This window comes from Enterobacter sp. RHBSTW-01064 (assembly GCF_014103035.1).
Lineage (GTDB): Bacteria > Pseudomonadota > Gammaproteobacteria > Enterobacterales > Enterobacteriaceae > Enterobacter > Enterobacter mori.
On record NZ_JABXOU010000006.1, the window covers coordinates 264,510 to 288,433 of the forward strand.

General features: G+C 53.7%; 27 protein-coding genes and 3 tRNA genes. 20 read left to right on the top strand and 10 right to left on the bottom strand.

Annotation, left to right across the window (positions count from 1 at the left end; all coding sequences use genetic code 11):
* Nucleotides 1–33: 33 nt before the first annotated feature.
* The 4 genes from prfC to HV355_RS18650 form a co-directional block, all read right to left on the bottom strand.
* Nucleotides 34–1,623: a peptide chain release factor 3 gene (gene prfC / locus HV355_RS18635; protein ID WP_010427141.1), complete on the bottom strand. Its 1,590-nt coding sequence runs from the start codon at nt 1,621–1,623 to the stop codon at nt 34–36.
* 91 nt (nt 1,624–1,714) lie between these two features.
* On the bottom strand, nt 1,715–2,392 hold the full coding sequence (gene yjjG, locus HV355_RS18640; RefSeq protein WP_010427143.1) for a pyrimidine 5'-nucleotidase: 678 nt from the start codon (nt 2,390–2,392) through the stop codon (nt 1,715–1,717).
* A gap of 20 nt (nt 2,393–2,412) precedes the next feature.
* Nucleotides 2,413–2,856 carry a ribosomal protein S18-alanine N-acetyltransferase gene (rimI, locus tag HV355_RS18645; protein ID WP_148400833.1) on the bottom strand — a complete coding sequence of 148 codons (444 nt, stop codon included), beginning with the start codon at nt 2,854–2,856 and terminating at the stop codon, nt 2,413–2,415.
* Nucleotides 2,825–3,238 (bottom strand): DNA polymerase III subunit psi, encoded by a 414-nt coding sequence (locus tag HV355_RS18650; RefSeq protein ID WP_182402957.1) that lies wholly within the window; start codon nt 3,236–3,238, stop codon nt 2,825–2,827. Before HV355_RS18650 ends, rimI begins: the two co-directional genes overlap by 32 nt.
* A gap of 102 nt (nt 3,239–3,340) precedes the next feature.
* On the opposite strand from HV355_RS18650, the gene rsmC reads away from it, so the two are divergent.
* The 4 genes from rsmC (at nt 3,341) to HV355_RS18670 (ending at nt 4,865) form a co-directional block, all read left to right on the top strand.
* On the top strand, nt 3,341–4,369 hold the full coding sequence (gene rsmC, locus HV355_RS18655) for a 16S rRNA (guanine(1207)-N(2))-methyltransferase RsmC (protein WP_120159173.1): 1,029 nt from the start codon (nt 3,341–3,343) through the stop codon (nt 4,367–4,369).
* 174 nt (nt 4,370–4,543) lie between these two features.
* Nucleotides 4,544–4,630 (top strand) — tRNA-Leu (locus tag HV355_RS18660).
* A gap of 28 nt (nt 4,631–4,658) precedes the next feature.
* A tRNA-Leu gene (locus HV355_RS18665) sits at nt 4,659–4,745 on the top strand.
* A gap of 33 nt (nt 4,746–4,778) precedes the next feature.
* A tRNA-Leu gene (locus HV355_RS18670) sits at nt 4,779–4,865 on the top strand.
* A 38-nt stretch (nt 4,866–4,903) separates the two neighbouring features.
* Here the strand turns inward: HV355_RS18670 and HV355_RS18675 are convergent.
* Nucleotides 4,904–5,173 carry a DUF1435 domain-containing protein gene (locus HV355_RS18675; protein ID WP_182403023.1) on the bottom strand — a complete coding sequence of 90 codons (270 nt, stop codon included), beginning with the start codon at nt 5,171–5,173 and terminating at the stop codon, nt 4,904–4,906.
* 215 nt (nt 5,174–5,388) lie between these two features.
* On the opposite strand from HV355_RS18675, the gene HV355_RS18680 reads away from it, so the two are divergent.
* Entirely contained in the window at nt 5,389–6,453 is a 1,065-nt protein-coding gene (locus tag HV355_RS18680) for a GGDEF domain-containing protein (protein WP_089601011.1), read from the top strand.
* Between the two features lie 91 nt (nt 6,454–6,544).
* Nucleotides 6,545–7,333, top strand: coding sequence for a siderophore-iron reductase FhuF (gene fhuF, locus HV355_RS18685; RefSeq protein WP_108417150.1), 789 nt, complete (start codon nt 6,545–6,547; stop codon nt 7,331–7,333).
* A 95-nt stretch (nt 7,334–7,428) separates the two neighbouring features.
* On the opposite strand, the gene HV355_RS18690 is transcribed toward fhuF, so the two are convergent.
* Entirely contained in the window at nt 7,429–8,775 is a 1,347-nt protein-coding gene (locus tag HV355_RS18690; RefSeq protein ID WP_126816022.1) for a PTS sugar transporter subunit IIC, read from the bottom strand.
* Nucleotides 8,776–9,102: 327 nt separating this feature from the next.
* Here HV355_RS18690 and HV355_RS18695 point away from each other — a divergent pair, with 327 nt between their 5' ends.
* Nucleotides 9,103–9,561, top strand: a complete 459-nt coding sequence (locus tag HV355_RS18695) for a YbaK/EbsC family protein (protein ID WP_042714997.1) — start codon at nt 9,103–9,105, stop codon at nt 9,559–9,561.
* Nucleotides 9,562–9,598: 37 nt separating this feature from the next.
* On the opposite strand, the gene bglJ is transcribed toward HV355_RS18695, so the two are convergent.
* Both bglJ and HV355_RS18705 read right to left on the bottom strand, forming a co-directional pair.
* Entirely contained in the window at nt 9,599–10,234 is a 636-nt protein-coding gene (gene bglJ, locus HV355_RS18700) for a DNA-binding transcriptional activator BglJ (RefSeq protein ID WP_120159171.1), read from the bottom strand.
* Complete coding sequence (locus HV355_RS18705) at nt 10,234–10,968, bottom strand: LuxR C-terminal-related transcriptional regulator (RefSeq protein WP_182402959.1); 735 nt, start codon at nt 10,966–10,968, stop codon at nt 10,234–10,236. Before HV355_RS18705 ends, bglJ begins: the two co-directional genes overlap by 1 nt.
* A 413-nt stretch (nt 10,969–11,381) precedes the next feature.
* On the opposite strand from HV355_RS18705, the gene HV355_RS18710 reads away from it, so the two are divergent.
* From HV355_RS18710 to HV355_RS18770, 13 genes are all read left to right on the top strand, one after another.
* Nucleotides 11,382–12,155 (top strand): threonine/serine exporter ThrE family protein, encoded by a 774-nt coding sequence (locus tag HV355_RS18710; RefSeq protein ID WP_126816023.1) that lies wholly within the window; start codon nt 11,382–11,384, stop codon nt 12,153–12,155.
* The gene (locus tag HV355_RS18715) at nt 12,146–12,619 is read left to right on the top strand and encodes a threonine/serine exporter (RefSeq protein ID WP_120159169.1); all 474 of its coding nucleotides are present in this window, start codon (nt 12,146–12,148) and stop codon (nt 12,617–12,619) included. Before HV355_RS18710 ends, HV355_RS18715 begins: the two co-directional genes overlap by 10 nt.
* Before the next feature lie 67 nt (nt 12,620–12,686).
* On the top strand, nt 12,687–13,325 hold the full coding sequence (locus HV355_RS18720; RefSeq protein WP_148400838.1) for a TetR family transcriptional regulator: 639 nt from the start codon (nt 12,687–12,689) through the stop codon (nt 13,323–13,325).
* 41 nt (nt 13,326–13,366) lie between these two features.
* Nucleotides 13,367–13,819, top strand: a complete 453-nt coding sequence (locus HV355_RS18725; RefSeq protein WP_182402961.1) for a MarR family transcriptional regulator — start codon at nt 13,367–13,369, stop codon at nt 13,817–13,819.
* 84 nt (nt 13,820–13,903) lie between these two features.
* Nucleotides 13,904–14,332 (top strand): organic hydroperoxide resistance protein, encoded by a 429-nt coding sequence (locus HV355_RS18730; RefSeq protein WP_182402963.1) that lies wholly within the window; start codon nt 13,904–13,906, stop codon nt 14,330–14,332.
* A gap of 149 nt (nt 14,333–14,481) precedes the next feature.
* The gene (dnaT, locus tag HV355_RS18735; protein ID WP_182402965.1) at nt 14,482–15,027 is read left to right on the top strand and encodes a primosomal protein DnaT; all 546 of its coding nucleotides are present in this window, start codon (nt 14,482–14,484) and stop codon (nt 15,025–15,027) included.
* Nucleotides 15,024–15,761 carry a DNA replication protein DnaC gene (dnaC, locus tag HV355_RS18740; RefSeq protein ID WP_010427177.1) on the top strand — a complete coding sequence of 246 codons (738 nt, stop codon included), beginning with the start codon at nt 15,024–15,026 and terminating at the stop codon, nt 15,759–15,761. Before dnaT ends, dnaC begins: the two co-directional genes overlap by 4 nt.
* A gap of 84 nt (nt 15,762–15,845) precedes the next feature.
* Nucleotides 15,846–16,328: a DUF2501 domain-containing protein gene (locus tag HV355_RS18745; protein WP_100165522.1), complete on the top strand. Its 483-nt coding sequence runs from the start codon at nt 15,846–15,848 to the stop codon at nt 16,326–16,328.
* A gap of 270 nt (nt 16,329–16,598) precedes the next feature.
* On the top strand, nt 16,599–18,890 hold the full coding sequence (gene opgB, locus HV355_RS18750; protein ID WP_089601372.1) for a phosphatidylglycerol--membrane-oligosaccharide glycerophosphotransferase: 2,292 nt from the start codon (nt 16,599–16,601) through the stop codon (nt 18,888–18,890).
* Nucleotides 18,891–19,091: 201 nt separating this feature from the next.
* Nucleotides 19,092–19,643 (top strand): LuxR C-terminal-related transcriptional regulator, encoded by a 552-nt coding sequence (locus HV355_RS18755; RefSeq protein WP_182402967.1) that lies wholly within the window; start codon nt 19,092–19,094, stop codon nt 19,641–19,643.
* 146 nt (nt 19,644–19,789) lie between these two features.
* Nucleotides 19,790–20,533 carry a winged helix-turn-helix domain-containing protein gene (locus HV355_RS18760; protein ID WP_182402968.1) on the top strand — a complete coding sequence of 248 codons (744 nt, stop codon included), beginning with the start codon at nt 19,790–19,792 and terminating at the stop codon, nt 20,531–20,533.
* Between the two features lie 3 nt (nt 20,534–20,536).
* Nucleotides 20,537–21,010, top strand: coding sequence for a hypothetical protein (locus HV355_RS18765; RefSeq protein WP_126816029.1), 474 nt, complete (start codon nt 20,537–20,539; stop codon nt 21,008–21,010).
* A gap of 24 nt (nt 21,011–21,034) precedes the next feature.
* Nucleotides 21,035–21,541 carry a GNAT family N-acetyltransferase gene (locus tag HV355_RS18770; RefSeq protein WP_182402970.1) on the top strand — a complete coding sequence of 169 codons (507 nt, stop codon included), beginning with the start codon at nt 21,035–21,037 and terminating at the stop codon, nt 21,539–21,541.
* A 92-nt stretch (nt 21,542–21,633) separates the two neighbouring features.
* On the opposite strand, the gene tsr is transcribed toward HV355_RS18770, so the two are convergent.
* Entirely contained in the window at nt 21,634–23,298 is a 1,665-nt protein-coding gene (gene tsr / locus HV355_RS18775; protein WP_126816030.1) for a methyl-accepting chemotaxis protein, read from the bottom strand.
* An 82-nt stretch (nt 23,299–23,380) separates the two neighbouring features.
* Complete coding sequence (gene hpaR, locus HV355_RS18780; RefSeq protein ID WP_089598019.1) at nt 23,381–23,821, bottom strand: homoprotocatechuate degradation operon regulator HpaR; 441 nt, start codon at nt 23,819–23,821, stop codon at nt 23,381–23,383.
* Nucleotides 23,822–23,924 lie beyond the last annotated feature (103 nt).

The window sequence follows — 23,924 nt, forward strand, 5'->3', positions numbered from 1 at the left end:
AGAGCACGGCGGTAGCCGTGCTCTGAGAGGGAATTAGTGCTCGCGGGTTTTGCGGAACTGAACGTCAGGATAACGTTCCTGCGTCAGGTTCAGGTTTACCATGGTTGGGGCGATATAGGTCAGGTTATCGCCGCCATCCAGCGCCAGCTGGATCTCATTCTTACGCTTAAATTCTTCGAATTTCTTCACGTCAGAACACTCAACCCAGCGCGCCGTCGCCACGTTTACGGATTCGTAGATCGCTTCCACGTTGTACTCGCTCTTCAGACGCGCAACCACCACGTCGAACTGCAGCACACCGACCGCGCCAACGATCAGGTCGTTGTTCGAAATTGGGCGGAACACCTGCACGGCGCCCTCTTCGGAGAGCTGAACCAAGCCTTTCAGCAGCTGTTTTTGCTTTAGCGGGTCGCGCAGGCGAATACGACGGAACAGTTCCGGTGCGAAGTTCGGAATACCAGTGAACTTCATCATTTCGCCCTGGGTGAAGGTATCACCGATCTGGATGGTGCCATGGTTATGCAGACCAATGATATCGCCCGGGTAGGCTTCTTCAACGTGCGAACGGTCGCCCGCCATAAAGGTCAGCGCGTCGGAGATCACCACATCTTTCCCGGTACGCACCTGGCGCAGCTTCATGCCCTTCTCATACTTGCCGGACACCACGCGCATAAAGGCCACGCGGTCGCGGTGTTTCGGGTCCATGTTGGCCTGAATTTTAAAGACGAAGCCGGTGAACTTCTCTTCCTGCGCTTCCACTTCACGGGTGTCGGTTTTACGCGGCATCGGGCGTGGAGCCCACTCCACCAGACCGTCGAGCATATGGTCAACGCCGAAGTTACCCAGCGCGGTACCGAAGAAGACCGGGGTGATTTCACCCGCCAGGAACAGCTCTTTATCGAACTCGTGGGAGGCGCCTTTCACCAGCTCCAGCTCGTCGCGCAGCTGCGCGGCCAGCTCTTCACCGACGGCAGTATCCAGTTCTGGGTTATCCAGGCCTTTGACGACGCGGACGTCCTGAATGGTGTGACCTTTACCGGTCTGATACAGGTAGGTTTCGTCTTTATAGAGGTGGTAAACCCCTTTAAACAGCTTACCGCAGCCGATGGGCCAGGTGATTGGCGCACAGGCGATCTTCAGTTCGCTTTCGACTTCGTCCATCACTTCCATCGGGTCACGGATGTCACGGTCGAGTTTGTTCATGAAGGTGAGGATCGGCGTATCGCGCAGACGGGTGACTTCCATCAGCTTACGGGTCCTGTCTTCTACCCCTTTCGCGGCGTCGATCACCATCAAACAGCAGTCAACCGCCGTCAGGGTACGGTAGGTATCTTCAGAGAAGTCTTCGTGGCCCGGGGTGTCCAGCAGGTTCACCAGGCAATCGTGATACGGGAACTGCATCACGGAGGTGGTAATCGAAATACCACGCTGCTTTTCCATCTCCATCCAGTCAGATTTTGCGTGCTGGCTGGAGCCACGGCCTTTAACGGTACCCGCAGTCTGGATCGCCTGTCCGAACAGCAACACCTTCTCGGTGATGGTCGTTTTACCGGCATCCGGGTGCGAGATAATGGCAAAAGTGCGGCGCTTGGCCACCTCTTGCAGATAAGGAGACAACGTCATAATTAAATCTTCTTTTATAAGCGCGGCAGCACGCCACGCATCATGAAATACAAAATTGCGGCTATTTTACCCATCAATAGGGGGCAGGCAATCATTGTTTACACAGGAGCTGCTCCAGTTCGTTCAATGACGTGACGGTCCAGGTCGGCTCGATGCCTTCCGGCTGCACACGACCATGCGCATTCAACCAGACCGTCGACAGGCCGGAGTTGATGCCGCCAAGAATATCAGACTCTGCGGTATCCCCCACCATCAGGACGCGATCGCGGTCAGGATTGCCAGCCTGCGTCAGCGCGTAGTCAAAAATACGCGGGTCCGGCTTCGGTACGCCCACCTCTTCGGAGATCACCAGCGCGTCGAAATAATCGCGCAGGCCGGTGCGCTCGAGGCGGATCTGCTGCAGGGCGGTAAAACCGTTGGTGATGATCCCCAGTTTTACCTTGCCTTTTAACGCATTCAGCAGAGAAACCGCGCCCGGCAGTGGCGCACAGATATCCGCCATCGCGTTCAGAAACGCCTCGTTCAGCGTCCCCGGACTGACCTTTAAACGTTCCGCCCAGACGTCAAAGCGCTGGTGCTGAAGTTGTAACGCAGTGATGGCACCGTTCTGGTAATCCACCCACAGCGGCTTGTTCACCGCCTGATAGTCCTGAAAATCTTCAGCGGTGAAGGTCACGCTATAGTCGAGAAACATCCGCTGTAGGCCACCGAACGAATCGAACGTAAACAGCGTTTCGTCGGCATCAAAGAAAATCCAGTCCCATTTCATCGTTACAACCTTATTTTTCGTTATCCAATCGGCAGGGCCATTATGATGGCGTCTTCACGTCCCTCTGTGGTGGGGTAGTAGTTACGGCGGATTGTCGCCTCGTTAAAGCCTAAGCTTTCATAGAGCGCGATGGCGGCGACATTCGACGCACGCACCTCCAGCCACAGGGTGAAAACGTCACGGGTTTCGAGCTCACGGATGAGGTGCTCGAGCAGTTCTCTTCCCAGCCCACGGCGCTGAAACGCGGGATCAACGGCGATGTTAAACAGCGTCGCTTCATCAAGAACAACCTGCGTAATCGCGAAGGCGGCCAAGGTGCCGTCAACGTCCAGGCGGTAGTTCAGGTACCGTTCGCCCTGGTTGCTGGCGAAGGTTTTTTCGCTCCACGGAAAGGCGTGGGCGCGTGTTTCAATCGCAAACGCGGCGGTCAGGTCAGACGTCGTGAGGGAAGAAATCGTGTTCATATTCGCAGATTTGTTGCCATAGCGCGCTTCGCGCTTTTGGGTTGGCTTTCAGTTCGTCCAGCGCTGGCGAGCAGATCTGGCTCCCCTGGAGAGGCATGTCGCTTATCTCCCCGATGCGCCAGCTGTTACAGCGGCTTTCGGGAGGAAGCATCGTGACACGCTCTGGCGTCAGCTGTAAAACCTCGTCGGCCGTCAGCTTCAGGCTGCGAAGGACATCACCGATAAGGGGTTCATTCAGGGCAGGCAGTTCTTCCGCCACCATCACCAGACGTACGTGCGCAGGGATGGAAATGGCGATTTCGCCCTGCAACGCCGTCGGGCGACGCAAAGCCCACTGGGTAATGCCCAGCTGCTGCAACTGCCAGTCTCGTCGGGATGTCATAGGGAAAACTCCTGTCTCTCAGGCGCGCAAATATAGCAAATGTGTCGAAAGTGCGCCATCTACCTACTATAATCCCCGCCTGAGTTTATTGAGGAACAATTCATGTCTGCATTTACCCCGGCAAGTGAAGTCTTGCTGCGCCACAGTGATGATTTCGAACAAAGCCGTATTCTGTTTGCCGGAGATATGCAGGATGACCTGCCTGCGCGTTTCGACTGTGCTGAAAGCCGTGCCCATACGCAATACTACCACCACTGGCAGGTGCTGAGCCGCCAGATGGGCGAGCGTGCGCGCTTTAGCCTGGTGGCAGAACAGAGCGACGTTGCCGACTGCGACACGCTGATCTACTACTGGCCGAAGAACAAACCGGAAGCCCAGTTCCAGCTGATGAACCTGCTCTCCCTGCTGCCCGTTGGCTGCGATATTTTCGTGGTCGGTGAAAACCGCAGCGGCGTGCGTAGCGCTGAACAGATGCTGGAAGGCTACGCGCCGCTGAATAAAGTCGACAGCGCCCGCCGCTGTGGTCTGTACCATGGCCGTCTGGAAAAACAGACAACGTTTGATCCACAGGCTTACTGGGACGAGTACCAGCTTGACGGCCTGACCATCAAAACCCTGCCGGGCGTGTTCAGCCGTGACGCGCTGGATACGGGTAGCAAACTGCTGCTCTCTACCCTGACGCCGCACACCAAAGGCAAAGTACTGGACGTGGGTTGCGGCGCGGGCGTGCTCTCTACCGTGCTTGCCAGCCATTCGCCAAAAGTGCGTTTAACCCTGTGTGATGTCAGCGCCCCGGCGGTAGAAGCCAGCCGCGCAACGCTTACCGCAAACGGCATTGAAGGGGAAGTGGTCGCCAGCAACGTCTTCTCTGACATTACCGGTCGTTTCGACATGATTATCTCCAACCCGCCGTTCCACGACGGTATGGAAACCAGCCTTGAAGCGGCACAAACGCTGATCCGTGGTGCAACCCGTCACCTTAACAGCGGCGGCGAGCTGCGTATCGTGGCGAACGCCTTCCTGGCGTACCCGAAAGTGCTGGACGAAACCTTTGGCTTCCATGAGGTGATCGCCCAGACCGGTCGCTTCAAAGTCTACCGCACCGTCATGACGCGTCAGGCGAAGAAATAATTCGCCATGCAATGCAGGCCGGATGAGCGCAAGCGCCATCCGGCGAGCAGGCGTCTCAGTTCCGGCCATTTTTGCAGCAATCAATAAAAGGTGCGCACTTTTCAGTTGACGTAAAGCTGAAAACATCTAGAATGCGCCTCCGTGGTTACGATACTTTTACAGTATCGATGGTATGCGAAGGTGGCGGAATTGGTAGACGCGCTAGCTTCAGGTGTTAGTGTCCTTACGGATGTGGGGGTTCGAGTCCCCCCCCTCGCACCATAAATCACGTTGATATTGCTCGCACTGGGCGAAGGTGGCGGAATTGGTAGACGCGCTAGCTTCAGGTGTTAGTGTCCTTACGGATGTGGGGGTTCGAGTCCCCCCCCTCGCACCAACGAGGCGATATCAAAAAGAGTAAGATGACTGTGCGAAGGTGGCGGAATTGGTAGACGCGCTAGCTTCAGGTGTTAGTGTCCTTACGGATGTGGGGGTTCGAGTCCCCCCCCTCGCACCAATTATCTTACGTTCCTCTGAAGTCCCTCTTTTTTCCTGTTATTTCAAACTCATCAGAATTACCAGTATTCCACTGACCAGCGCAACGCATGAAGGCAGCAGCACAAAGTGCCGTAATTGCTTATGCCAGATCATCCCTGACGTGACTAACAGCCCTGAAGCAATAATGGCTTTCCAGATATCGATGGAGAGATCGGCAAACAACAGACCGCCAATAATTGCCCCAGGCAGCAACACTCCCCAACCACTTCCCAGCGCTTTGCTCAACATGGTTTGCCCTTTCGCATCAATAATGATAACCAATATCATATGATAACAATTATCATTTGTCAGCATTCATCATCAAAATCCATCGACCTTTACCTTTCCCATAATGACAGGAAATGTCTAAGGTGATAAATTGCTCATCTGTTAACTCCCTATAAAGATTTTCTGATAATTACTATTCATCTTTTTTGCTTTTACTATTTTCTAACAACACCTATTCATTTGTTTTAATTAAATATTAATAAAAAAGCATTACTATGACATCACAATCCTGGCGGTCTTTGGTCAACAGCAAATATCAATTATCTTTACGTTTATTTCTCTTTCTGAATGCAGCCTCAGCGGTGTTCTCGGTAACAAACCCGCTCTATTCTGTACGCCTGTTCTCGTTCCCCCTGGTGGCTATTTTTATTCTCAGCACGGGATTGTTCGCCTGGCACTGGAAAGAGAGAACCCGGAAAATCAATATTCCCGTCGTTTCAGCGATCTTCGGTATTTTGTGGGCCTGGCAAATTGTCTCGAAATTTTCGTTAATTACGCACGATCGGGCGACCTATTTAGTCATGGCACTCTTAACGGTGCTTTTTATTGGCTCTCTGGCATTTGCCAGTAATATCAAGGCATTTACCCTTCATTCATTACCCGCCTTTATTGCCTGCCTGTGGTTAGGCAGTCATGAAAGCTGGCTGAGAATGATCTACTCCTTTGCCCTCCCGGTGGCGGCGATTGGCATACATAACATCCTGCAAAAACGTAACGATCGCTTTGCTCAGACGCTTCTTTCCCAACTCCTGGAAGAACGCGAGACGCTTTCCGATCTCAGCATGATGGACCCGCTCACCGGCCTGTATAACCGTCGCGGCCTGCAAAGCCGACTGGAAAACCTGCCGAGAGTCGATAACGGTGAACACTTCGTTCTGCTGCTGGATATCGACCATTTTAAAGCATACAACGACCATTACGGCCACATGATGGGCGACCAGGCGCTGATCCGCGTCTCAGCGGCGATCCGTGATGCCGTACGCTCGCGTGATATCGTCGCGCGCTTTGGCGGTGAGGAGTTTATGGTATTGCTGACGAGCATCTCGCTCGATCATGCCCGCCAGACGGCTGAGCGCATCCGCCAGAAGGTCTACGATTTAAAAATCCCGCATATGTTCAACGAAAGCGTGGCAACAAACGTCACCATCAGTATCGGTATTGCCATCTACGATGACGATGACCCGGAAGGCGCGCTGGAGAAAGCGGATAAAGCCCTCTACGAAGCGAAGCACATGGGGCGTAATAACATCCTGCTCAGCGACGAGTTGCAGACAGCTTAAGCCCGACATCCCACATTCAGGACAAAAGGCTTGCGATCGTTTTTATCTATAGTTAGGATTGGCAATCATTATCATTTAGATTCCTATCCTTATGGCAACACGTACCGCACAAGCCGTTGACTCACTTCTCTGGCGAGCCCCTCTCTCCACAGGGAGCGCTACGCTTGCGGATGCTATTCGTGACAGGATTGCCGATACCCGCGCGCATCTGCTGGATTTTATCAAGCTGGATGAGCCTCACCCGCATAACACCATGACGCTTGCCGAATGGCAGCGTCCGGCAGAACGCCAGTCACTGCTGGCGGCGTATTCCGACCATATCTATCGCAATCAACCGACCCTTGCGCGGGAAAATAAACCCCTGCTCTCTCTTTGGGCGCAATGGTACATCGGGTTGATGGTCCCGCCGATCATGGTGGCCTTGTTAACCCAGGACACGATGCTGGATCTCTCCCCGGAACATTTCCACGTTGAGTTCCACGAAACCGGGCGTGCGGCCTGCTTTTGGATTGACGTTCATGAAGATATGCGTGCCGGGCAACGCTCAGCTCAGGAGCGCATGGAACAGCTCATCACTCAGGCATTGATGCCGGTAATTGACGTGCTTGAGCAGACGGGAGAAATTAATGGAAAGCTTATCTGGAGTAATACTGGTTATCTGATCCACTGGTATTTGACAGAGATGAAACCGCTGCTGGGCGATGAGAAAGTGGATGCCCTGCGCCAGTCCTGTTTCTTTGCAAAACAGCTTTCTGATGGGCGGGATAACCCTTTATTCCGTACCGTCGTCCCGCGTGACGGCCTTCTGGTGCGTCGGACCTGCTGTCAGCGCAATCGCCTGCCTGACGTTCAGCAGTGCGGGGATTGCACGCTGAAGTAGTGCCGTTTATTGCCCGGCGGCGCTTCGCTTACCGGGCCTACAGCTCCTCAAAACGTAGGCCGGGTAAGGCCCAGCCGCCACCCGGCACAAACGACTCAGGCTACCTGCTGATTTTCCTCTTCCGCATTACGCTGCGCTTCTTCCGCTTCCTGTTCCAGCAACTGCTTCTCGTACACTTTAAAGAACGGGTAGTAGATAATGGCCGATACGCAGGCCAGCACAACGACGAGAATAGCCGCGCGGAAGTCCCAGCCCAGCGCCCATGCCGCGCCTATCGGAGCAGGGGCTGTCCAGGGAACTACTGAGATAACGCGACCAATCAGATCAAACGTCATCGCCGCCCAGGCCAGCACGGCGTTTACCATCGGTGCCAGCAGGAACGGAATAAAGAACACCGGGTTCATGACAATCGGCGTACCAAAGATGACGGGTTCGTTGATGTTAAAGAAGCTGGGCACCACGCTCAAACGTCCAATTGAACGCAGGTGTGCAGAGCGGCTACGCAGATAGCAGATCACCAGCCCCATCGTTGCGCCAGAGCCACCAATCACAATAAAGAACGTCCAGAATGCTTCCATAAAAATGTGTGGCAGAGGTTGGCTTGCCGCCAGCGCGGTCTGGTTAGCGCCCAGGTTGGTCAGCCAGAACATCTGCAGCATCCCGGAGACAATGGCAGCCCCGTGGATACCCGCAAACCACAGCAAGTGACCAATCAATACCGCCAGCAGGATAGCAGGCAGCGAGTCAGCAGCGGACACCAGCGGTTTGAAGATCGACATAATAGCCTGTGGGATCAGCATACCAAACTGAGACTGAATCAGCAGGCTCAGAGGATAGAGCGTTAACACTACCACCAGCACCGGGATCAGGAGATCAAAAGAGTTTTTGATCATCGGAGGAACCTGGTCTGGCAGGCGAATACCGATGTTGTGCGATTTAAGGAAACGCATCATTTCGACGCAGTAAACCGCCACCAGAATGGCGGTAAAGATCCCCGTTCCGCCGAGGCTGTCGACAGGCAGAGTGCCTTTGGTTTTCGGCGCAGCAACCAGCAGAAACGCCATCAGCGACAGCATGGCGCACATGAACGGGTCAAGCTGATGAGATTTCACATAATGCTTGCCCAGGTTGTAGGCGATGGCCGCACAGATATAAATGGACATAATGCCCATCGTCATATCAAACGGGGTGAGAATTTGCCCTTCAAATTGCTTCGCCATATCCAGCCAGGCGCGAGCAAAACCCCAGGTCGTATCAGGTGAGAACGGTGGGTAAGCAAACACCAGCAGAAATGAACCCACAATCATGAAAGGCATCGCTGAGATAAATCCATCACGAATGGCCATAACATGACGCTGGGAAGAGATTCGCCCGGCAATCGGACTGACGTAATTTTCAACGAAACGGAATATCAGATTAAACGCAGCATGGTTGGCAGACATAGCAGCTCTCCTGTCAGACGTTTGTTACGGGCGAATTCGCGCCACACGTTGTTCCATAAATCAGCTTCACAACCTTGCCGGTTTGCGTACCAGCGGTACTGCTCAGAAGAAATGGTTTCATAATTAGCTCTTATTATTGGATACAGGGACGTTACATTCTCAGTATTAATCTCTGATTCACGCTCTGCAACCGGTTACTGTAACCGGTTTCTGTGAATGTGAAGGCGATCCATAAATCGGCTCAACAGGATAATTGTTACTGAAGAGATATTTACAGAACCTAAAGGCTTATGACAGATTACGCAGGATATTTGTCAGGAGGAAACAATGAGTTTGCAGTCTGTACAGCAGTTTTTTGCCGACAACGCACCCGATGTCGAAATCATCGAGCTTAGCCAAAGCACCGCGACCGTGGCCCTGGCTGCTGCAGCGCATAACGTTGAACCGGGTCAAATCGCCAAGACGCTATCGTTAAAGGTTAAAAACGAAGTTATTCTCGTGGTGGCCAAAGGTGACGCGCGGCTGGATAACAAAAAACTGAAAGACGCATTCGGCGCAAAAGCGCGCATGCTGAGCAGTGACGAAGTGGTCACCGTTACGGGTCATCCCGTGGGTGGGGTCTGCCCTTTCGGACTGGAGAATCCCCTTTCGGTTTTCTGCGACGTTTCACTGAAACAGTACGCTGAAGTACTGCCTGCTGCCGGTGCAATTCATAGCGCCGTACGTATTTCCCCCGACAGAATGGCAGAACTGACTGCAGCAAAATGGGTGGATGTCTGCATTTGATTGTTGCGCCAGAAGCGTTCTGGCGCATGACAAACAGCTAAGAGAATGAAGGAACACTCAACGCCGAGCGACGCGGCTCCCGGGCGGGAAGATGAGCGAGGATATCTGCTGCATCCAGTAATCCCACATCAGAATTGACCCCGAGCTTTACCATCGCATTGAACTTGTGCGCCCTGATAGTCTTAATATTGCGCTCAAGCTGTGTCGCGATTTCAGGGATGGAATAGCCCGACGACATATAACGCAGAATTGCCCGTTCGGTGGGGCTCAACATGCGGTTCTGATTCACATACCAGTGATTGTACATGTTGTCGTTTACACGATGCGTTTCGTTAAGAAAGGTCACCATGCCTTCGATCAACTGCTCAAGCGACACCGATTTACTGATTATCCCGTGCAGGCGTGCCGGAGAAAGATGGCAAATCAGCCTCGCTTCTACATCATCGGACGCCAGGACAATACGCTGGATATTGCCGTGTGAGAACATCAGATCACGCAGACTCGCAAGACAGTTACGACGCTCCTCACGCGCATCGGATAATGAGTAAATAACCGAATAAAACGCGGTCTGGGAAAGTGCCTCTTTAAAACTGGCGAATCGACTAAACAGGTGGACCTGATAGCTGCTGAATGCCGGCAAAGCAAAAATATGCTGCAGCCCAACAGCACTCATTACGCAATTTTCGATGACGGCGATATGTCTTGTTGCTGCGGTCTCTTCCATTCCTCAAACTCTCCATAGGCCGACATTAAACTCAGTTCTCGCATCCCCTGTGTACTGCTGATCCAGGCATACATATCGGCATTGCTTCGCAGGGACAACCTGCGCATCGCACTGTTCTTCTGTGCACTGATCGTTTTGTTACTCTTCTTCAATAACGTCGCGATTTGATTAATACACCAGCCTTTCCCCAGCAGTCGCAATACTTTGCGCTCAGAGTGAGTTAGCGCGATAAAGCTCTCGGACTCGTCTTCAGGCTCTGGAGTGTCTGGCATTAACAACGTCTGGCTAATGCGTTCTGCGCGTTCACTTCCGGCACGAATAGCATTAATGACCCCGTCGATCGGTTCCATATCTGACAGCAAGGTGCTTTCAGGACGCATGAGTAATTCTACCGCCAGAGGGTAAAGGGGGCGGGAAACTAAAAAGATCCAATGGATATCCCGATACTGATTCAGCAGCCCGTAATATTGCTCGAGCGTACCGCGAGGATTTCGATAATCACCAGAAATATCCGCAACAACCACACTGGCGCGGCGGAGTTGCAGCAGTGTTAGCTCCTGAATCGAGCGGCAAAAGGTCAGTTCATACTCGGGGAAATGGCGTACCATCACCCCACCAAGCCCGGATTGCATAACCGGTATCTTACTAATCACAACTCCGTGTTTACCTTTCAATGGCAACATAGAACCTCCGAGTCCATTCTTCATTTTCTAAATAGCGATAAAACGCATTGAGATAAAATTATTTCATCCCTGAGTGCACACACCATAAATAATGCTAATTTTAAGAAAATCTTTACAAGATTAAGAAATGCCCAAAACAGGGTTAATATCTCATAAATAACAACCGAATTTAATTACAGTTAGCTGAAAAGAACGAAAATATAAAATTAGAAATACTTAATATATGCGAGATATATTTTTACCTTCTAAATATTCACAAAATAAATATTCTTAATCGCTTTCCTTCACTCTCGCTCGTGAGGCTGTTTGCACAAATCTTGATCTGACCCAGAGCAAGTGGCACCGCACTTTGTGCTAAAAATAGGCATTCCGGGCCAACAGGCAAGCTATCCATCCTCTCTTCAGGGCAATACATGCAAGATCGGTCAACACAACGCGCAACGACGCGGATATGTATTCAATGTGGGCTTTTTCTCTTACAGCACGGGGCTGAAAGCGCCCTTGTCGAGGAACTCTCAACGCGTCTTGGCGTGGCGCTCGGCATGGACAGCGTCGAAAGCTCCATCTCGTCAAACGCCATTGTACTGACCACCATAAAAGACGGGCAGTGCCTGACGTCCACCCGTAAAAATCACGATCGCGGCATCAATATGCACGTCGTGACGGAAGTGCAGCACATCGTCATTCTTGCTGAGCATAAGCTGCTGGATCTGAGAGACATTGAGAAACGGTTCGCGCAAATTAAACCGTTACGCTATCCGCGCTGGCTGGTGGTGGTCATGGTTGGGCTGTCGTGCGCCTGTTTTTGCAAACTCAACCAGGGCGGATGGGACGGTGCCATTATCACCTTTTTCGCCAGCAGTATCGCCATGTATGTCCGCCAGCTGTTGACCCACCGGCAACTGCACCCGCAAATTAACTTTTGCATTACCGCTTTTGTCGCCACTACGGTTTCTGGCCTGCTGCTGCGCCTGCCGCAATTTGCAAACACCCCGACGATTGCCATGGCCGCCAGCGTGCTTCTGCTGGTCCCGGGCTTCCCGCTGATTAACGCCGTGGCTGACATGTTTAAAGGGCACATCAATACCGGCCTGGCGCGCTGGGCGATAGCCAGTCTTCTGACGCTCGCCACCTGCATCGGCGTGGTCATGGCGATGACGCTGTGGGGGTTACGCGGATGGGCATAATCGAATTTCTCTTTGCGCTGGCGCAGGACATGCTTCTGGCCGCCATTCCCGCCGTCGGCTTTGCAATGGTGTTCAACGTGCCGCAGCGGGCGTTGCCCTGGTGTGCACTGCTGGGTGCCATTGGTCACGGTTCACGTATGGTCATGATGACGGCTGGTTTCAACATCGAATGGTCAACGTTTATAGCCTCGATGCTGGTCGGCAGCATTGGCATTCAGTGGTCGCGCTGGTATCTGGCGCATCCAAAGGTCTTTACCGTGGCGGCCGTTATTCCGATGTTCCCGGGCATCTCCGCCTATACCGCGATGATTTCAGCGGTAAAGATCAGCCATTTTGGTTACACCGAGCCGCAAATGATCCTCCTGCTGAGCAACTTCCTGAAGGCGTCTTCCATTGTCGGGGCGCTCTCCATCGGCCTGTCGATTCCCGGCTTGTGGCTTTACCGCAAGCGCCCGCGCGTTTGAGATTTGTGTTATCACGCTGCCATGGTAATAATCCCTGCATTCTGTTTGGTGACGATAAGGAAAGGATGTGGCTAACCCTGGCAGCGAAAACCCGGAACACAATGAAGGCAGCCTGAAGGAAAACATTTTCCAGAGCGCTATTGCGCTGTTTGCCGAATATGGGCTAAACGGTGCCCGCATGGAGCAAATCGCCGAGAAAGCCGGCACGACCAAACGGATGGTGGTATATCACTTTAAGAATAAAGAAAACCTGTATCTTCTGGCCCTGGAGTACGTTTACACCCAGATCCGCGCCAGTGAGAAACGGCTCAGACTTGCCGGTATGCCACCGGTAGAAGCGCTGGTTCATCTTGTTGAAGCGACCTTTGACTACCACGCCGACCACCCGGACTACATTCGCATCATCTGTATGGAGAACATGCAGCGCGGCCGCTTCATGCAGCAGTCCAGCTACCTGCGCCAGGTTAACCGCAGCGCGCTGGAACTGCTGGAAGCCATTCTGCAGCGCGGGAAAGAGAAGCAGCTGTTCAATCAGACGGTAGACGCGCGCGACCTTCACCGTCTGATCAGCAGCTTCAGCTTCCACTATGTCGCCAACAGCTACACCTTTACGCTGTTGTTCGAAGAGGGAGCAGACGAAGCCGCGCAGCGTCAGCACTACCGCAAAATGGCGGTCCAGGTGGCACTGCGCTATACGTGCCCATAAAATAGCTTGCAATTATATCGCGCACTATCTATATTCATCTCATGAACGCAAAAACGAACGACACCAATGCGGCGCTGCTGCTGGATAACCAGCTCTGTTTTGCCCTCTACTCGGCAAACCTGGCGCTTAACAAGCTGTACCGGCAACTGCTGGCACCGCTGAACCTGACCTACCCGCAGTACCTGGTCATGCTGGTACTTTGGGAGCAGGATGACGTGACGGTGTCGGAGATTGGCGAACGGCTGTTTCTTGACTCAGCCACGCTGACGCCGCTGTTAAAGCGTCTGGAAAGCGCCGGGCTGATCAACCGCCACCGTTCCCGTAAAGACGAACGCCAGGTTGCGGTCACCCTGAGCGATGCCGGGCGTGCACTCCAGCAACAGGCCGTGGGGATCCCTCACGCGGTTGGGTGCGCAGCGCAATGCGATACCGACACGATGCTGGCGCTTAAGCAGCAGCTTGAGCTTTTGCGACAACAGTTACACCACGCGTAAGGCTATACTTTATGCGTCTTTCTTTACCTATATATATCGCACGCTATTTAATAGCACACATAAATGTAAGATGAGGAACCTGCCATGTCTTTAGAAAAAGTTGTCTACAATGCCAAAGCCAAAGCCACCGGAGGCCGTGACGGCCGCGCGACCTCTTCCGACGGCGTCCTGGACGTTAAACTGGGTGTGCCAAAAGAGATGGGCGGCATGGGCGGCGAAGTGACCAACCCGGAACAGCTGTTCGCTGCGGGCTACTCCGCCTGCTTCCTGGGCGCGATGAAGTTTGTGGCCGCTCGTGACAAATTCGCGCTGCCGAAAGAGGCGTTTATCGAAGGTGAAGTCGGCATTGGCCCGCTGCCAACCGGTTTTGGTATCGAAGCGAAGCTGAACATTCACGTTGAAGGTATGGATCCTGCGGAAGCGAAAAAACTCGTGGATGCAGCGCACATCGTTTGCCCATACTCTAACGCCACGCGCGGCAATATCGACGTTACGCTGAACATCATCGCGTGATAACTGCCTGATGGCGCTGCGCTTATCAGGCCTACAACTGTAGCCCCGGTAAGCGCAGCGCCACCGGGGAAATCCCCTCCTTTCCTTTCCCCTCTCTGTGCTACCATAAGCCCATATCACGCCCGTAGTAACCCAGTAGAGATAGCGTTATGTCCTCCAGAATCCTGACCACCAGCATTGCTGGCATTGATGCCTTTATGCGCGATCCCCGCGGCGTGCTGACCAATGCCGAAGGCGGTACCCTCGCCGTGTTTGCCGATAACGCCCCGGCGTTTTACGCAATCACGCCGGAACGTCTGGCGCAGCTGTTGGATATCGAATCGCGGCTGTCGCGCCCGGCCAGTGATGTCACCCTGGATAACCAGTTCTTCGACGAACCGGAAAACGCGCCCGTTGCCATACCGATGGGGAAATTCCCCATGTACGCGGGCTGGCAACCGGATGCCGATTTTCAGCGCCAGGCGGCACTGTGGGGGATTGCGCTCTCGCAGCCGGTCACGCCCGAAGAGCTGGCCGCGTTTACCGCTTACTGGCAGGCGGAAGGAAAAGTGTTTCACCATGTGCAGTGGCAGCAAAAGCTCGCGCGCAGTATTCAAATCAACCGCGCCAGCAACAATGGCCAGCCCAAGCGCGATATCAACGCGTTTTCTGAACCGGACAAACAGATCCCTAATGGATTCCGAGGTGCGAAATGAAGAACGTCGGCGACCTGATGAAACGTCTGCAAAAAATGATGCCAGCTAACGTGAAGCCAGCCTTCACAACGGGTGAAGAGCTGCTGGCGTGGCAAAAAGAGCAAGGTGAAATACGTGCGGCGGCGCTCGCCCGTGAGAACCGTGCGATGAAAATGCAGCGCACCTTTAACCGCTCGGGTATCCGCCCGCTTCATCAGAACTGCTCGTTTGATAACTACAACGTCGAGTCGCAGGGACAAATGAATGCGCTGAGTCAGGCACGTCAGTACGTGGACGAGTTTGATGGCAACATCGCCAGCTTCATTTTCAGCGGCAAGCCCGGCACCGGGAAAAACCACCTTGCAGCGGCCATCTGCAACGAGCTGCTGCTGCGGGGTAAATCCGTATTGATCATCACCGTGGCCGATATCATGTCTGCCATGAAAGAGACGTTCAGCAACCGCGAAACCAGCGAAGAACAGCTGCTTAATGACCTGAGCAACGTTGACCTGCTGGTCATCGACGAGATTGGCGTTCAGACGGAATCCCGCTATGAAAAAGTCATCATCAACCAGATCGTTGACCGCCGCTCTTCGTCCAAGCGACCAACCGGAATGCTGACAAACCACAATATCGACGAAATGACCCGTCTGCTGGGAGAACGCGTAATGGATCGCATGAAGCTCGGCAACAGCCTGTACGTCATCTTTGACTGGGAAAGTTATCGCAGCCGCGTCACCGGCAAAGAGTATTAAGACAGTTCCAGGAATCGCGCGCGGCGCGGAGGTATATACTGGAACCACTTCCGGCCCTAAACGGACCTTTTTGAGAAAGCCATTATGAAAAAACAGTTACTTATCAGCACACTTTTCGGTGCACTGCTGGCAACCAGCGCGGCGCAGGCAGCGTCATGGCAGGAGTCACTTTCCAGCGCAGCCAACGAACTGACCAAAGAGAGCGGCAGCACGCAGGGGGGACTGTCTGCCTCTTCCCTCACCAGCCTGCTGGGTAACAGCTCCCAGAGCCTGAGCGCGGGTACGATGAACAACGCGGCGGGGATCCTGGAATATTGTGCGAAGCAGAAGCTGGCTTCCGTCACCGATGCGCAAAACGTAAAAAACCAGGTGCTGGGTAAACTGGGTCTGGACACGCAGGAGCAGAAAGCGGACACCAACTATATGGACGGTATTCAGGGCCTGTTGAATGCGCAAAACGGTCAGCAGCTGAACCTGAGCACCATCGGTAACTCCTCTCTGGCAAAACAGGTGAAAACCAAAGCCTGCGATCTGGTGCTGAAGCAAGGCGTTAATTTCATCTCCTGATTGACCCCATTTTCTGCCACAACATGCCGCGTTTGTTACGTTAGTCTTACGGCGCGGCGTTAAACGACTGTTTTCCTGCCTTACCACCGTCTCAGCGTCCGCATGCCAGGATGCGACCGCCTTCAAAAAAACGATTTTCTAAACCAAATCCTAACAACAGCACACTTTCGTGACACTAAAATTGCAGCTAAACGACATCGCCATTACATTGTATTACCCAAAAAATAATCAGTTAGCCAGCAAAGCGTCTGGCGTCATGAGGATATGCTGTTGTCAGAGTTAATGTCCCTTATCCTTTTCCTGGCTTCCGTTGGCGTTTACGCCTGGAAAGCGGGCCGAAACACCTGGTGGTTTATTGCCACGCTGGTGGTGCTCGGCATTTTTATTGTTTTGAACATTACGTTATACGCCAGCGATTACTTTACCGGTGACGGTATTAATGATGCGGTACTCTACACCCTGACGAATAGCCTGACGGGCGCAGGGGTTGGTAAGTACATACTTCCCGGTCTGGGCGTGGTATTTGCTCTGGTTGCTATTTTTGGTTCCCTTGCCTGGGTGCTGCGTCGTCGTCGCCATCACCCGCACCATCATGGCTACAGTCTGCTGGCGCTGTGCCTGGCGTTGGCCTCTGTTGACGCCAGCCCGGCATTCCACCAAATCACCGAACTGGTGAAATCCCAGTCGCGCGAGGGTGACCCCGATTTCGTGGCGTATTACAAAGAACCCGCGAAGAAGATCGACAATCCGAAGCTCAACCTCGTCTATATCTACGGCGAGAGCCTGGAGCGCACCTATTTTGATAACGATGCCTTCCCGAACCTGACCCCGGATCTGGGGCCCCTGAAAAACGAAGGTCTCGATTTCAGCCACACCATGCAGTTACCCGGCACCGATTACACCATCGCCGGTATGGTTGCGTCGCAGTGCGGTATCCCGCTGTTCGCGCCTTTTGAGGGCAACGCCTCGGCGTCCATGTCGAGCTTCTTCCCGCAAAATGTCTGTCTTGGCGATATCCTGAAAAATTCCGGCTACGAAAACTACTTTATGCAGGGCGCAAACCTGCGTTTCGCTGGCAAAGATGTGTTCCTGAAATCACACGGCTTTGACCACCTCTACGGCTCTGAAGAGTTAAAAACCCTCGTCGCGGACCCGAGCTACCGTAACGACTGGGGCTTCTACGACGATACGGTACTGGACGAGACCTGGCAAAAATTCGAGGAACTCTCCCGCGCGGGCAAACGCTTCTCGCTCTTCGCCCTGACCGTGGATACCCATCATCCGGATGGATTTGTCTCTCGTACCTGTAAACGCAAAAATTATGACATCAATGGCAAGAGTAATACGTCATTTAGCGCCGTCACCTGCAGCCAGGAACATATCGCCGCACTGATCGACAAAATCAAAGCCTCGCCGTATTTCAAAAACACGGTGATTGTGGTGTCGTCTGACCATCTGGCGATGAAAAACAGCGCCTGGGATGAGCTTAACAAGCAGGACCGCAGCAACCTGTTCTTCATCCTGCGCGGCGACCAGCCTCAGCAAGAGGTGATCGCCACCAAGCGTAACTCGATGGATAACGGCGCCACGGTGCTGGACATACTGGGCGGCGATAACTTTATTGGCCTTGGCCGCAGTACGCTGTCCGGGCAATCGCTCTCAGAAGTGTTCCTCAACATGAAGGAGAAAATCCTGGCGTGGAAGCCGGATATCATCCGCCTGTGGAACTTCCCGAAAGAGATGAAAGACTTCACCATCGACCAGGATAAAAAAATGATTGCCTTCTCCGGCAGTCACTTCCGCCTGCCGCTGCTGCTGCGCGTGTCGGACAACCGCGTCGAACCGCTGCCGGAAAGTGAATACTCCGCACCGCTGCGTTATCAGCTGGCTGACTTCGCCCCGCGCGACAATTTTGTCTGGATCGACGCGTGCTACAAGATGGGCCAGCTCTGGTCGCAGCCGCTGGCCCTGTCGACCGACTGGTGTGTCGCTCAGGGACAGCTCGGCGGAGAGCAGTCCGTCCAGCATGTTGATAAAAAACAGTGGAAAGGCAAAACGGCGTTTAACGATACGGTTATCGATACCGCGCGCTATCAGCGTAACGTCGACATGCTGAAGATTGTCGATAACGACATTCGCTATAAAGCGGACAGTTTTATCTTTAACGTGGCCGGCGCGCCGGAAGAGGTCAAACAGTTCAGCGGCATCTCCCGGCCGGAATCCTGGGGACGCTGGTCCAACGCCCAGCTGGGTGACGAAGTGAAAATTGAGTATGCCCATCCGCTGCCGGAAAAATTCGATCTGGTGATCACGGCCAGAGCATTCGGGCCCAATGCTAACCGCCCTATCCCGGTGCGCGTGGGGGATAAAGAGCAGATCCTGACGCTTGGCAATGACGTAAGCACCACCACGCTGCATTTCGACAATCCGTCGCGCAGCAGCACGCTCGTCATCGTTCCGCCAGACCCGCAGTCCACTAACGAAGGCAACATCCTCGGCCATTCCCCGCGACAGCTTGGGATCGGGATGGTGGAAATTAAAATTATCAGTCGCGACAGTTAATATCCTCTCTGCCCGGCGTTCCGCCGGGCAATTTCAAAATTATAAAAAGCTTTATGCTTATTATAAAACAGAGAAAATCACTATATTTAATGCAATTTCATCTATATACATATTAGTATAGGCTCAGGATGTAGAGTATTGCCCTACTTTGATTTTCATGAGGACCCTCTGGCTCCCTCACGTTAACGGGCGACACCTGACATGACTCTCTCACGCAGCACCCACGTCGACTTTCACGTCATCGTTCTGAGCGATAACTATTTCCTGTGGCTTGGTCTGAAAACGCTTATTTCGATGATGATGACGCCGCGTCCTGATATTTTCTGGCTCAACAGCGTCAGCCCGGAAACCCTCTTGCGCATGCGCGAGCAAATCATGAAAGAGACCACCGATAACGGCTGGCTTATATTTACGGACGAATGCCGCGTGAACGACATCAACGTCTATCTGCCTGCCGGGCGCGTCAGGGTGCTGGCTGGAAACATCTCGATAATTCAGCTCAGCCAGCATTTGAGAAACGCCGATTTCACCCAGCGCTACCGTCCTGATGCTAACCTCACACGCTCTGAACTGCGGGTGTGCACCCTGCTCAGTCAAGGGATCAGCCTGGTTCGCATTGCGCAACTGCTGAATAAATCCCCCAAAACCATCTATACCCACAAGCGTAACGCGATGACCAAATTCCGCTGCCAGAACCTGGCGGAGTTTCACCGTAAAATCTGCCTGCTGGAACAGCAATCGTTCTACCTCTGACGGCGCTCATTTATTAATCAGCGTGAATACCCGCCTGGATCAATGTTATCGGTAACAAAGCAGTTAGAATACCCAGCTTCTTAGATGAATAGCACGCGTACTATTCACCATATGTATTTTCCCAACTGCTCTTTTGACAATACTCTATGAAATACCTGCTCGCTGATACCCTCGTCTATAACGATGAAGACGGTTCCGTTTCACTTGTTGCTACGCCAGATGTCGAACCCCAGGTGATGACGGCAACCGCCAACAGCATTATGAAAATGCTGGTGCTCCATCACGGTAACGTCGTCGAACGCGAGGCGTTCCTGCATGACGTGTGGGATGAGCGCGGCCTGCAGGGCTCCAACAATTCACTTAATCAGTACATCAGTATCCTGCGGAAACTGCTGGCAAGCCTCGTGCCCGAGATGGTGTTTATTGTCACCGTGCCCAAAGTGGGCTTTATGCTGAGCGCGGACATCACGGTCCATTCCCAGGCTGAAAAATCTGATTGCCCAGCCTCAGCCAGTAGGCCGTATCGTTTTCAGCCTCAACTGCTGTTCTGTAGCGGGCTGACGCTTGTGGTGCTGGCGCTGTGCATCTGGATAGTCGCGATCAAGCAAAACCAGCAGCATGCAGAAATGCATCTTCTGACACATTTCGGTGAATGTCCGGTCTACACCTTCTCACCGCTGGCAGATGTGTTTCGCAACAAGGCAATAGCGCTGGCACAAGCGATACAGCGCGACGGCAACCTGCCGTGCCTGAAAAACTCCCTCTTTTATCTGCACATTCAGAACACGCTCTTCTACGGCCATGAAGGAAGGATGGTGCTTTCACAATGCTCCTTGTCGAAAGAGAATACCGCCAGCGCCTGCCGCACGCTTTATGCCTACGAATGGTGAATCATGACGCGTAAAAAAATAGGGCTGGTTATCGCCTTCAACCTGCTGTTAATCATCATGGCCGTGGCATGGTACCGACATACACCGCCCCTGCCCGTCATTTGCGAAGGCAACTTGACCTTCACGCAGCAGCGTGACGACAACAACTTCACGTTCGACGGCGAGATCCTGATGCGATTTCACCCCGACGGCACGGGTTACTTCACGCTCAACGGGAATGTGCAGAATATCCGGCAGGGCTGGGAAGTCTCCCGTCAGGAAACGTTTAACTGGCGGCACATGCACGACACGCTTTTTGAAATCGCCATTATCAAGGTCGAGCGATTTAGCCACGATGAATTACCCGATGGGGTATTTGAGAAATACGTTGCTGGCTTAACGCCGGGACAGAAAAGGCTACTGACCATCGAACGCACGCCGGAGGAGGCGATGGTGATCGGCAATTTCTACTCGCCGCTGCTGATCTGCTCGGAATAAACAGATCAGGCTATACTTGCCGCCATGAAAATCACCTTCCGCCCCACCACTGCGCATGACGTTGCCAGTCTGCCCGCCATTGAGCGCGCGGCAGGCCAGCGTTTTCGAGCCTGGCCTGAACTGGCCTGGCTCGCTGATGGCGACGTCATTTCCGTTGAACAGCATCGCGACTATGTCGAACAGGGCCTGAGCTGGCTGGCGCTGGCAGCGGATCGTCCTGTGGGTTTTCTCCTCGCAGAAGCCCATCCTTTGTCGTTGTTTATCGTGGAGCTTTCGGTTGATCTGGACTGGCAGGGAAAAGGAATAGGTCGGCAGCTCATCGCCTGTGCGGCTGAGCATGCCCGTAAAAAGGGGCTGACGTCACTGACGTTAACGACGTTCCGGGACGTGCCGTGGAATGCGCCATTCTATGAAAAGCTGGGGTTTGAATACGTCACTGAACTCACGCCTGAACTGGGTGAAAAACGTGAAGAAGAAGCAGCGCACGGCTTAGCGTATAACTCCCGCTGCGCTATGCGTCTGCCGCTTTGATATCGCCCGGTGGCGCTTCGCTTACCGGGCCTACAAATCCCTGAACCGTAGGCCGGGTAAGGCGTAGCCGCCACCCGGCACAACGCGCTGGATTAGAACGTTTCCCAGTTATCACCCGCGTCGGCCGTCGCGGCTTTACGCGACATCACCGGGGTGACAACGTTTTTCGCTGACGCGAACTCGCGCGCTTTCATCTGCTCCTGCTGAATGCGGAACACCGCCACGGCCTGGGTCAGACGGCTCGCCTGCTCTTCCAGTGCGGCAGCCGCTGCGGCAGATTCCTCAACCAGCGAGGCGTTCTGCTGGGTCACGCGATCCATCTCCGCGACCGCCAGGCCGACCTGGTCGATACCGCGGCTCTGCTCGTCAGACGCAGACGCAATTTCACCCATGATGTCCGTCACGCGGGTTACCGCATTCACGATCTCACCCATGGTTTCCCCCGCGCTCTCTACCAGAGTAGAGCCCACTTCCACGCGGCTGACGGAGTCTTCAATCAGGCTCTTGATTTCACGAGCCGCCTGGGCGCTACGCTGCGCCAGGTTACGGACCTCGCCTGCAACAACGGCAAAGCCACGGCCCTGTTCACCGGCACGCGCCGCCTCTACCGCCGCGTTCAGCGCCAGAATGTTGGTCTGGAAGGCAATGCCGTCGATCACGCTGATAATATCGGCAATTTTCTGCGAACTGCCCGCGATGTCACGCATGGTTTGCACCACGTTATCCACCACTTTACCGCCTTTCTGCGCGGTCTCAGACGCGCTCAGCGCCAGGTTGCTCGCCTGGCGGGCGTTTTCGGCGTTCTGCTTCACGGTGGCGGTCAGCTCTTCCATGCTGGCCGCGGTCTCTTCCAGGGAGGCGGCCTGCTGCTCGGTACGGGAAGAGAGATCGTTGTTACCCATCGAGATTTCGCTCGCGCCGCTGTAGATGGCATTGGCACCGTTACGCACGTCGCCGACGGTACGCACCAGCTCGCCCTGCATGTGGCGCAGCGAGTCGGCCAGTTCACCCATCTCATTGGAACCTTCAACATCGATGCGCTTCACCAGGTCGCCGCTGGCGATATGGCGAATGCTGTCGATCAGGCGATTCAGCGGAGAAATCAGCGCCTGCTTGATGCCCAGCCAGACGGCGACAATCACCACCACCACGGCAATCAGCACGCTAATCAGCACCCAGATAGCCTGGCTGTAAGAGCTGTTGCTGTCTTTCACCGCCGTTTCATACAGCTTGTCGTTCTGCTGCAGGTAGCTCACGTACTGCTTCTCAAAACCGTCCTGATAGCTCTGGGTCGGCTGGTCGAAGAAGGCGTTGATTTTCCCCGCACCCAGCAGCTGAATCAGCTCAGCCAGCGCGCCGTGGTAGATCTCGTAATTACGTTTGATTTCCAGCGCAGCGGCGTCGCTCTGACGCGGATCGCGCGGCAGGGCTTCGTAATCCGCCCAGTTTTTTTCCGCCTGCTTCAGCGAGGCAGACGCAATCTGCATCAGATCGTTAACGGTCGCGCCGCTACCGATGTTGCTCTGATCCATCATGTAGCGGATACCCGCGCGGTTCAGGGTATTACGGGTTTGCAGCAGGGCAACCCAGCTCCCGTTGAGGGTGGATTGTTGCTGGCGAATGGTTTGCAGGACGGTGAAATTCTCTTTGTCATTCTTCAGGGCATTAAAGAAAAGACCACCGGATGTGAGTTGTAAAAGGCCAAATATCGCTAAAACCAGCAGTAAGCTGGTGACAATCTTGATACGGTTTAACATGTTTTCTCTTCCTCAGACAGATACAGAATTTTCGGCCTGGAAAGGGAAAACTTTACGAAAATCATCCTGGAATTTGTGGTTTTTACTCTTCTTCCCGCGCTGCGTTATCCCGGTTTCCGAGTTCAATAAACTCTTCCAGCAGCGCCGTCAGCTGCTTCATCTTCTCCGGCGTGTATTCCGCCTCAATCTGCCGATACGCCTCTTCGACCTGCGCCTGGGCGTGTTCATACAGCGCATTCCCCTCTTTGGTCAGCGACACGTACAGCTTGCGCTGGTCGTTCACCGGCTTTAAGCGCAGCACCAGGCCGTCGCGCTCCATGCGCGTCAGAATGCCGGTCAGGCTCGGGCGCAAAATGCAGGTGCGAAACGCCAGATCGTGAAAATCCATCGACGGATGTTCAGCCAAAACGCGCACAATGCGCCACTGCTGCTCGGTCAGGTTATGCCGCTTCACAATCGGACGGAAGTAGGACATCGCCGCTTCCCGCGCCTGCAGCAGCGCGATGGTTAATGAGTCATGCATAGCCTCTCCCTTCACATCATTAACAAGTAAACAATCACTAAAAGACGCTTTTATAAACAAAACGTTTTCCGTCAAAAAGTCTAACAGAAACCATCCAGTTTTA

What these genes read in the sequence shown, in the direction of transcription:
- prfC (WP_010427141.1), bottom strand. Translation starts at nt 1,623, where the DNA reads ATGACGTTGTCTCCTTATCTGCAAGAGGTGGCCAAGCGCCGCACTTTT.
- yjjG (WP_010427143.1), bottom strand. Translation starts at nt 2,392, where the DNA reads ATGAAATGGGACTGGATTTTCTTTGATGCCGACGAAACGCTGTTTACG.
- rimI (WP_148400833.1), bottom strand. Translation starts at nt 2,856, where the DNA reads ATGAACACGATTTCTTCCCTCACGACGTCTGACCTGACCGCCGCGTTT.
- HV355_RS18650 (WP_182402957.1), bottom strand. Translation starts at nt 3,238, where the DNA reads ATGACATCCCGACGAGACTGGCAGTTGCAGCAGCTGGGCATTACCCAG.
- rsmC (WP_120159173.1), top strand. Translation starts at nt 3,341, where the DNA reads ATGTCTGCATTTACCCCGGCAAGTGAAGTCTTGCTGCGCCACAGTGAT.
- HV355_RS18675 (WP_182403023.1), bottom strand. Translation starts at nt 5,173, where the DNA reads ATGATATTGGTTATCATTATTGATGCGAAAGGGCAAACCATGTTGAGC.
- HV355_RS18680 (WP_089601011.1), top strand. Translation starts at nt 5,389, where the DNA reads ATGACATCACAATCCTGGCGGTCTTTGGTCAACAGCAAATATCAATTA.
- fhuF (WP_108417150.1), top strand. Translation starts at nt 6,545, where the DNA reads ATGGCAACACGTACCGCACAAGCCGTTGACTCACTTCTCTGGCGAGCC.
- HV355_RS18690 (WP_126816022.1), bottom strand. Translation starts at nt 8,775, where the DNA reads ATGTCTGCCAACCATGCTGCGTTTAATCTGATATTCCGTTTCGTTGAA.
- HV355_RS18695 (WP_042714997.1), top strand. Translation starts at nt 9,103, where the DNA reads ATGAGTTTGCAGTCTGTACAGCAGTTTTTTGCCGACAACGCACCCGAT.
- bglJ (WP_120159171.1), bottom strand. Translation starts at nt 10,234, where the DNA reads ATGAGTGCTGTTGGGCTGCAGCATATTTTTGCTTTGCCGGCATTCAGC.
- HV355_RS18705 (WP_182402959.1), bottom strand. Translation starts at nt 10,968, where the DNA reads ATGTTGCCATTGAAAGGTAAACACGGAGTTGTGATTAGTAAGATACCG.
- HV355_RS18710 (WP_126816023.1), top strand. Translation starts at nt 11,382, where the DNA reads ATGCAAGATCGGTCAACACAACGCGCAACGACGCGGATATGTATTCAA.
- HV355_RS18715 (WP_120159169.1), top strand. Translation starts at nt 12,146, where the DNA reads ATGGGCATAATCGAATTTCTCTTTGCGCTGGCGCAGGACATGCTTCTG.
- HV355_RS18725 (WP_182402961.1), top strand. Translation starts at nt 13,367, where the DNA reads ATGAACGCAAAAACGAACGACACCAATGCGGCGCTGCTGCTGGATAAC.
- HV355_RS18730 (WP_182402963.1), top strand. Translation starts at nt 13,904, where the DNA reads ATGTCTTTAGAAAAAGTTGTCTACAATGCCAAAGCCAAAGCCACCGGA.
- dnaT (WP_182402965.1), top strand. Translation starts at nt 14,482, where the DNA reads ATGTCCTCCAGAATCCTGACCACCAGCATTGCTGGCATTGATGCCTTT.
- dnaC (WP_010427177.1), top strand. Translation starts at nt 15,024, where the DNA reads ATGAAGAACGTCGGCGACCTGATGAAACGTCTGCAAAAAATGATGCCA.
- HV355_RS18745 (WP_100165522.1), top strand. Translation starts at nt 15,846, where the DNA reads ATGAAAAAACAGTTACTTATCAGCACACTTTTCGGTGCACTGCTGGCA.
- HV355_RS18755 (WP_182402967.1), top strand. Translation starts at nt 19,092, where the DNA reads ATGACTCTCTCACGCAGCACCCACGTCGACTTTCACGTCATCGTTCTG.
- HV355_RS18760 (WP_182402968.1), top strand. Translation starts at nt 19,790, where the DNA reads ATGAAATACCTGCTCGCTGATACCCTCGTCTATAACGATGAAGACGGT.
- HV355_RS18765 (WP_126816029.1), top strand. Translation starts at nt 20,537, where the DNA reads ATGACGCGTAAAAAAATAGGGCTGGTTATCGCCTTCAACCTGCTGTTA.
- HV355_RS18770 (WP_182402970.1), top strand. Translation starts at nt 21,035, where the DNA reads ATGAAAATCACCTTCCGCCCCACCACTGCGCATGACGTTGCCAGTCTG.
- tsr (WP_126816030.1), bottom strand. Translation starts at nt 23,298, where the DNA reads ATGTTAAACCGTATCAAGATTGTCACCAGCTTACTGCTGGTTTTAGCG.
- hpaR (WP_089598019.1), bottom strand. Translation starts at nt 23,821, where the DNA reads ATGCATGACTCATTAACCATCGCGCTGCTGCAGGCGCGGGAAGCGGCG.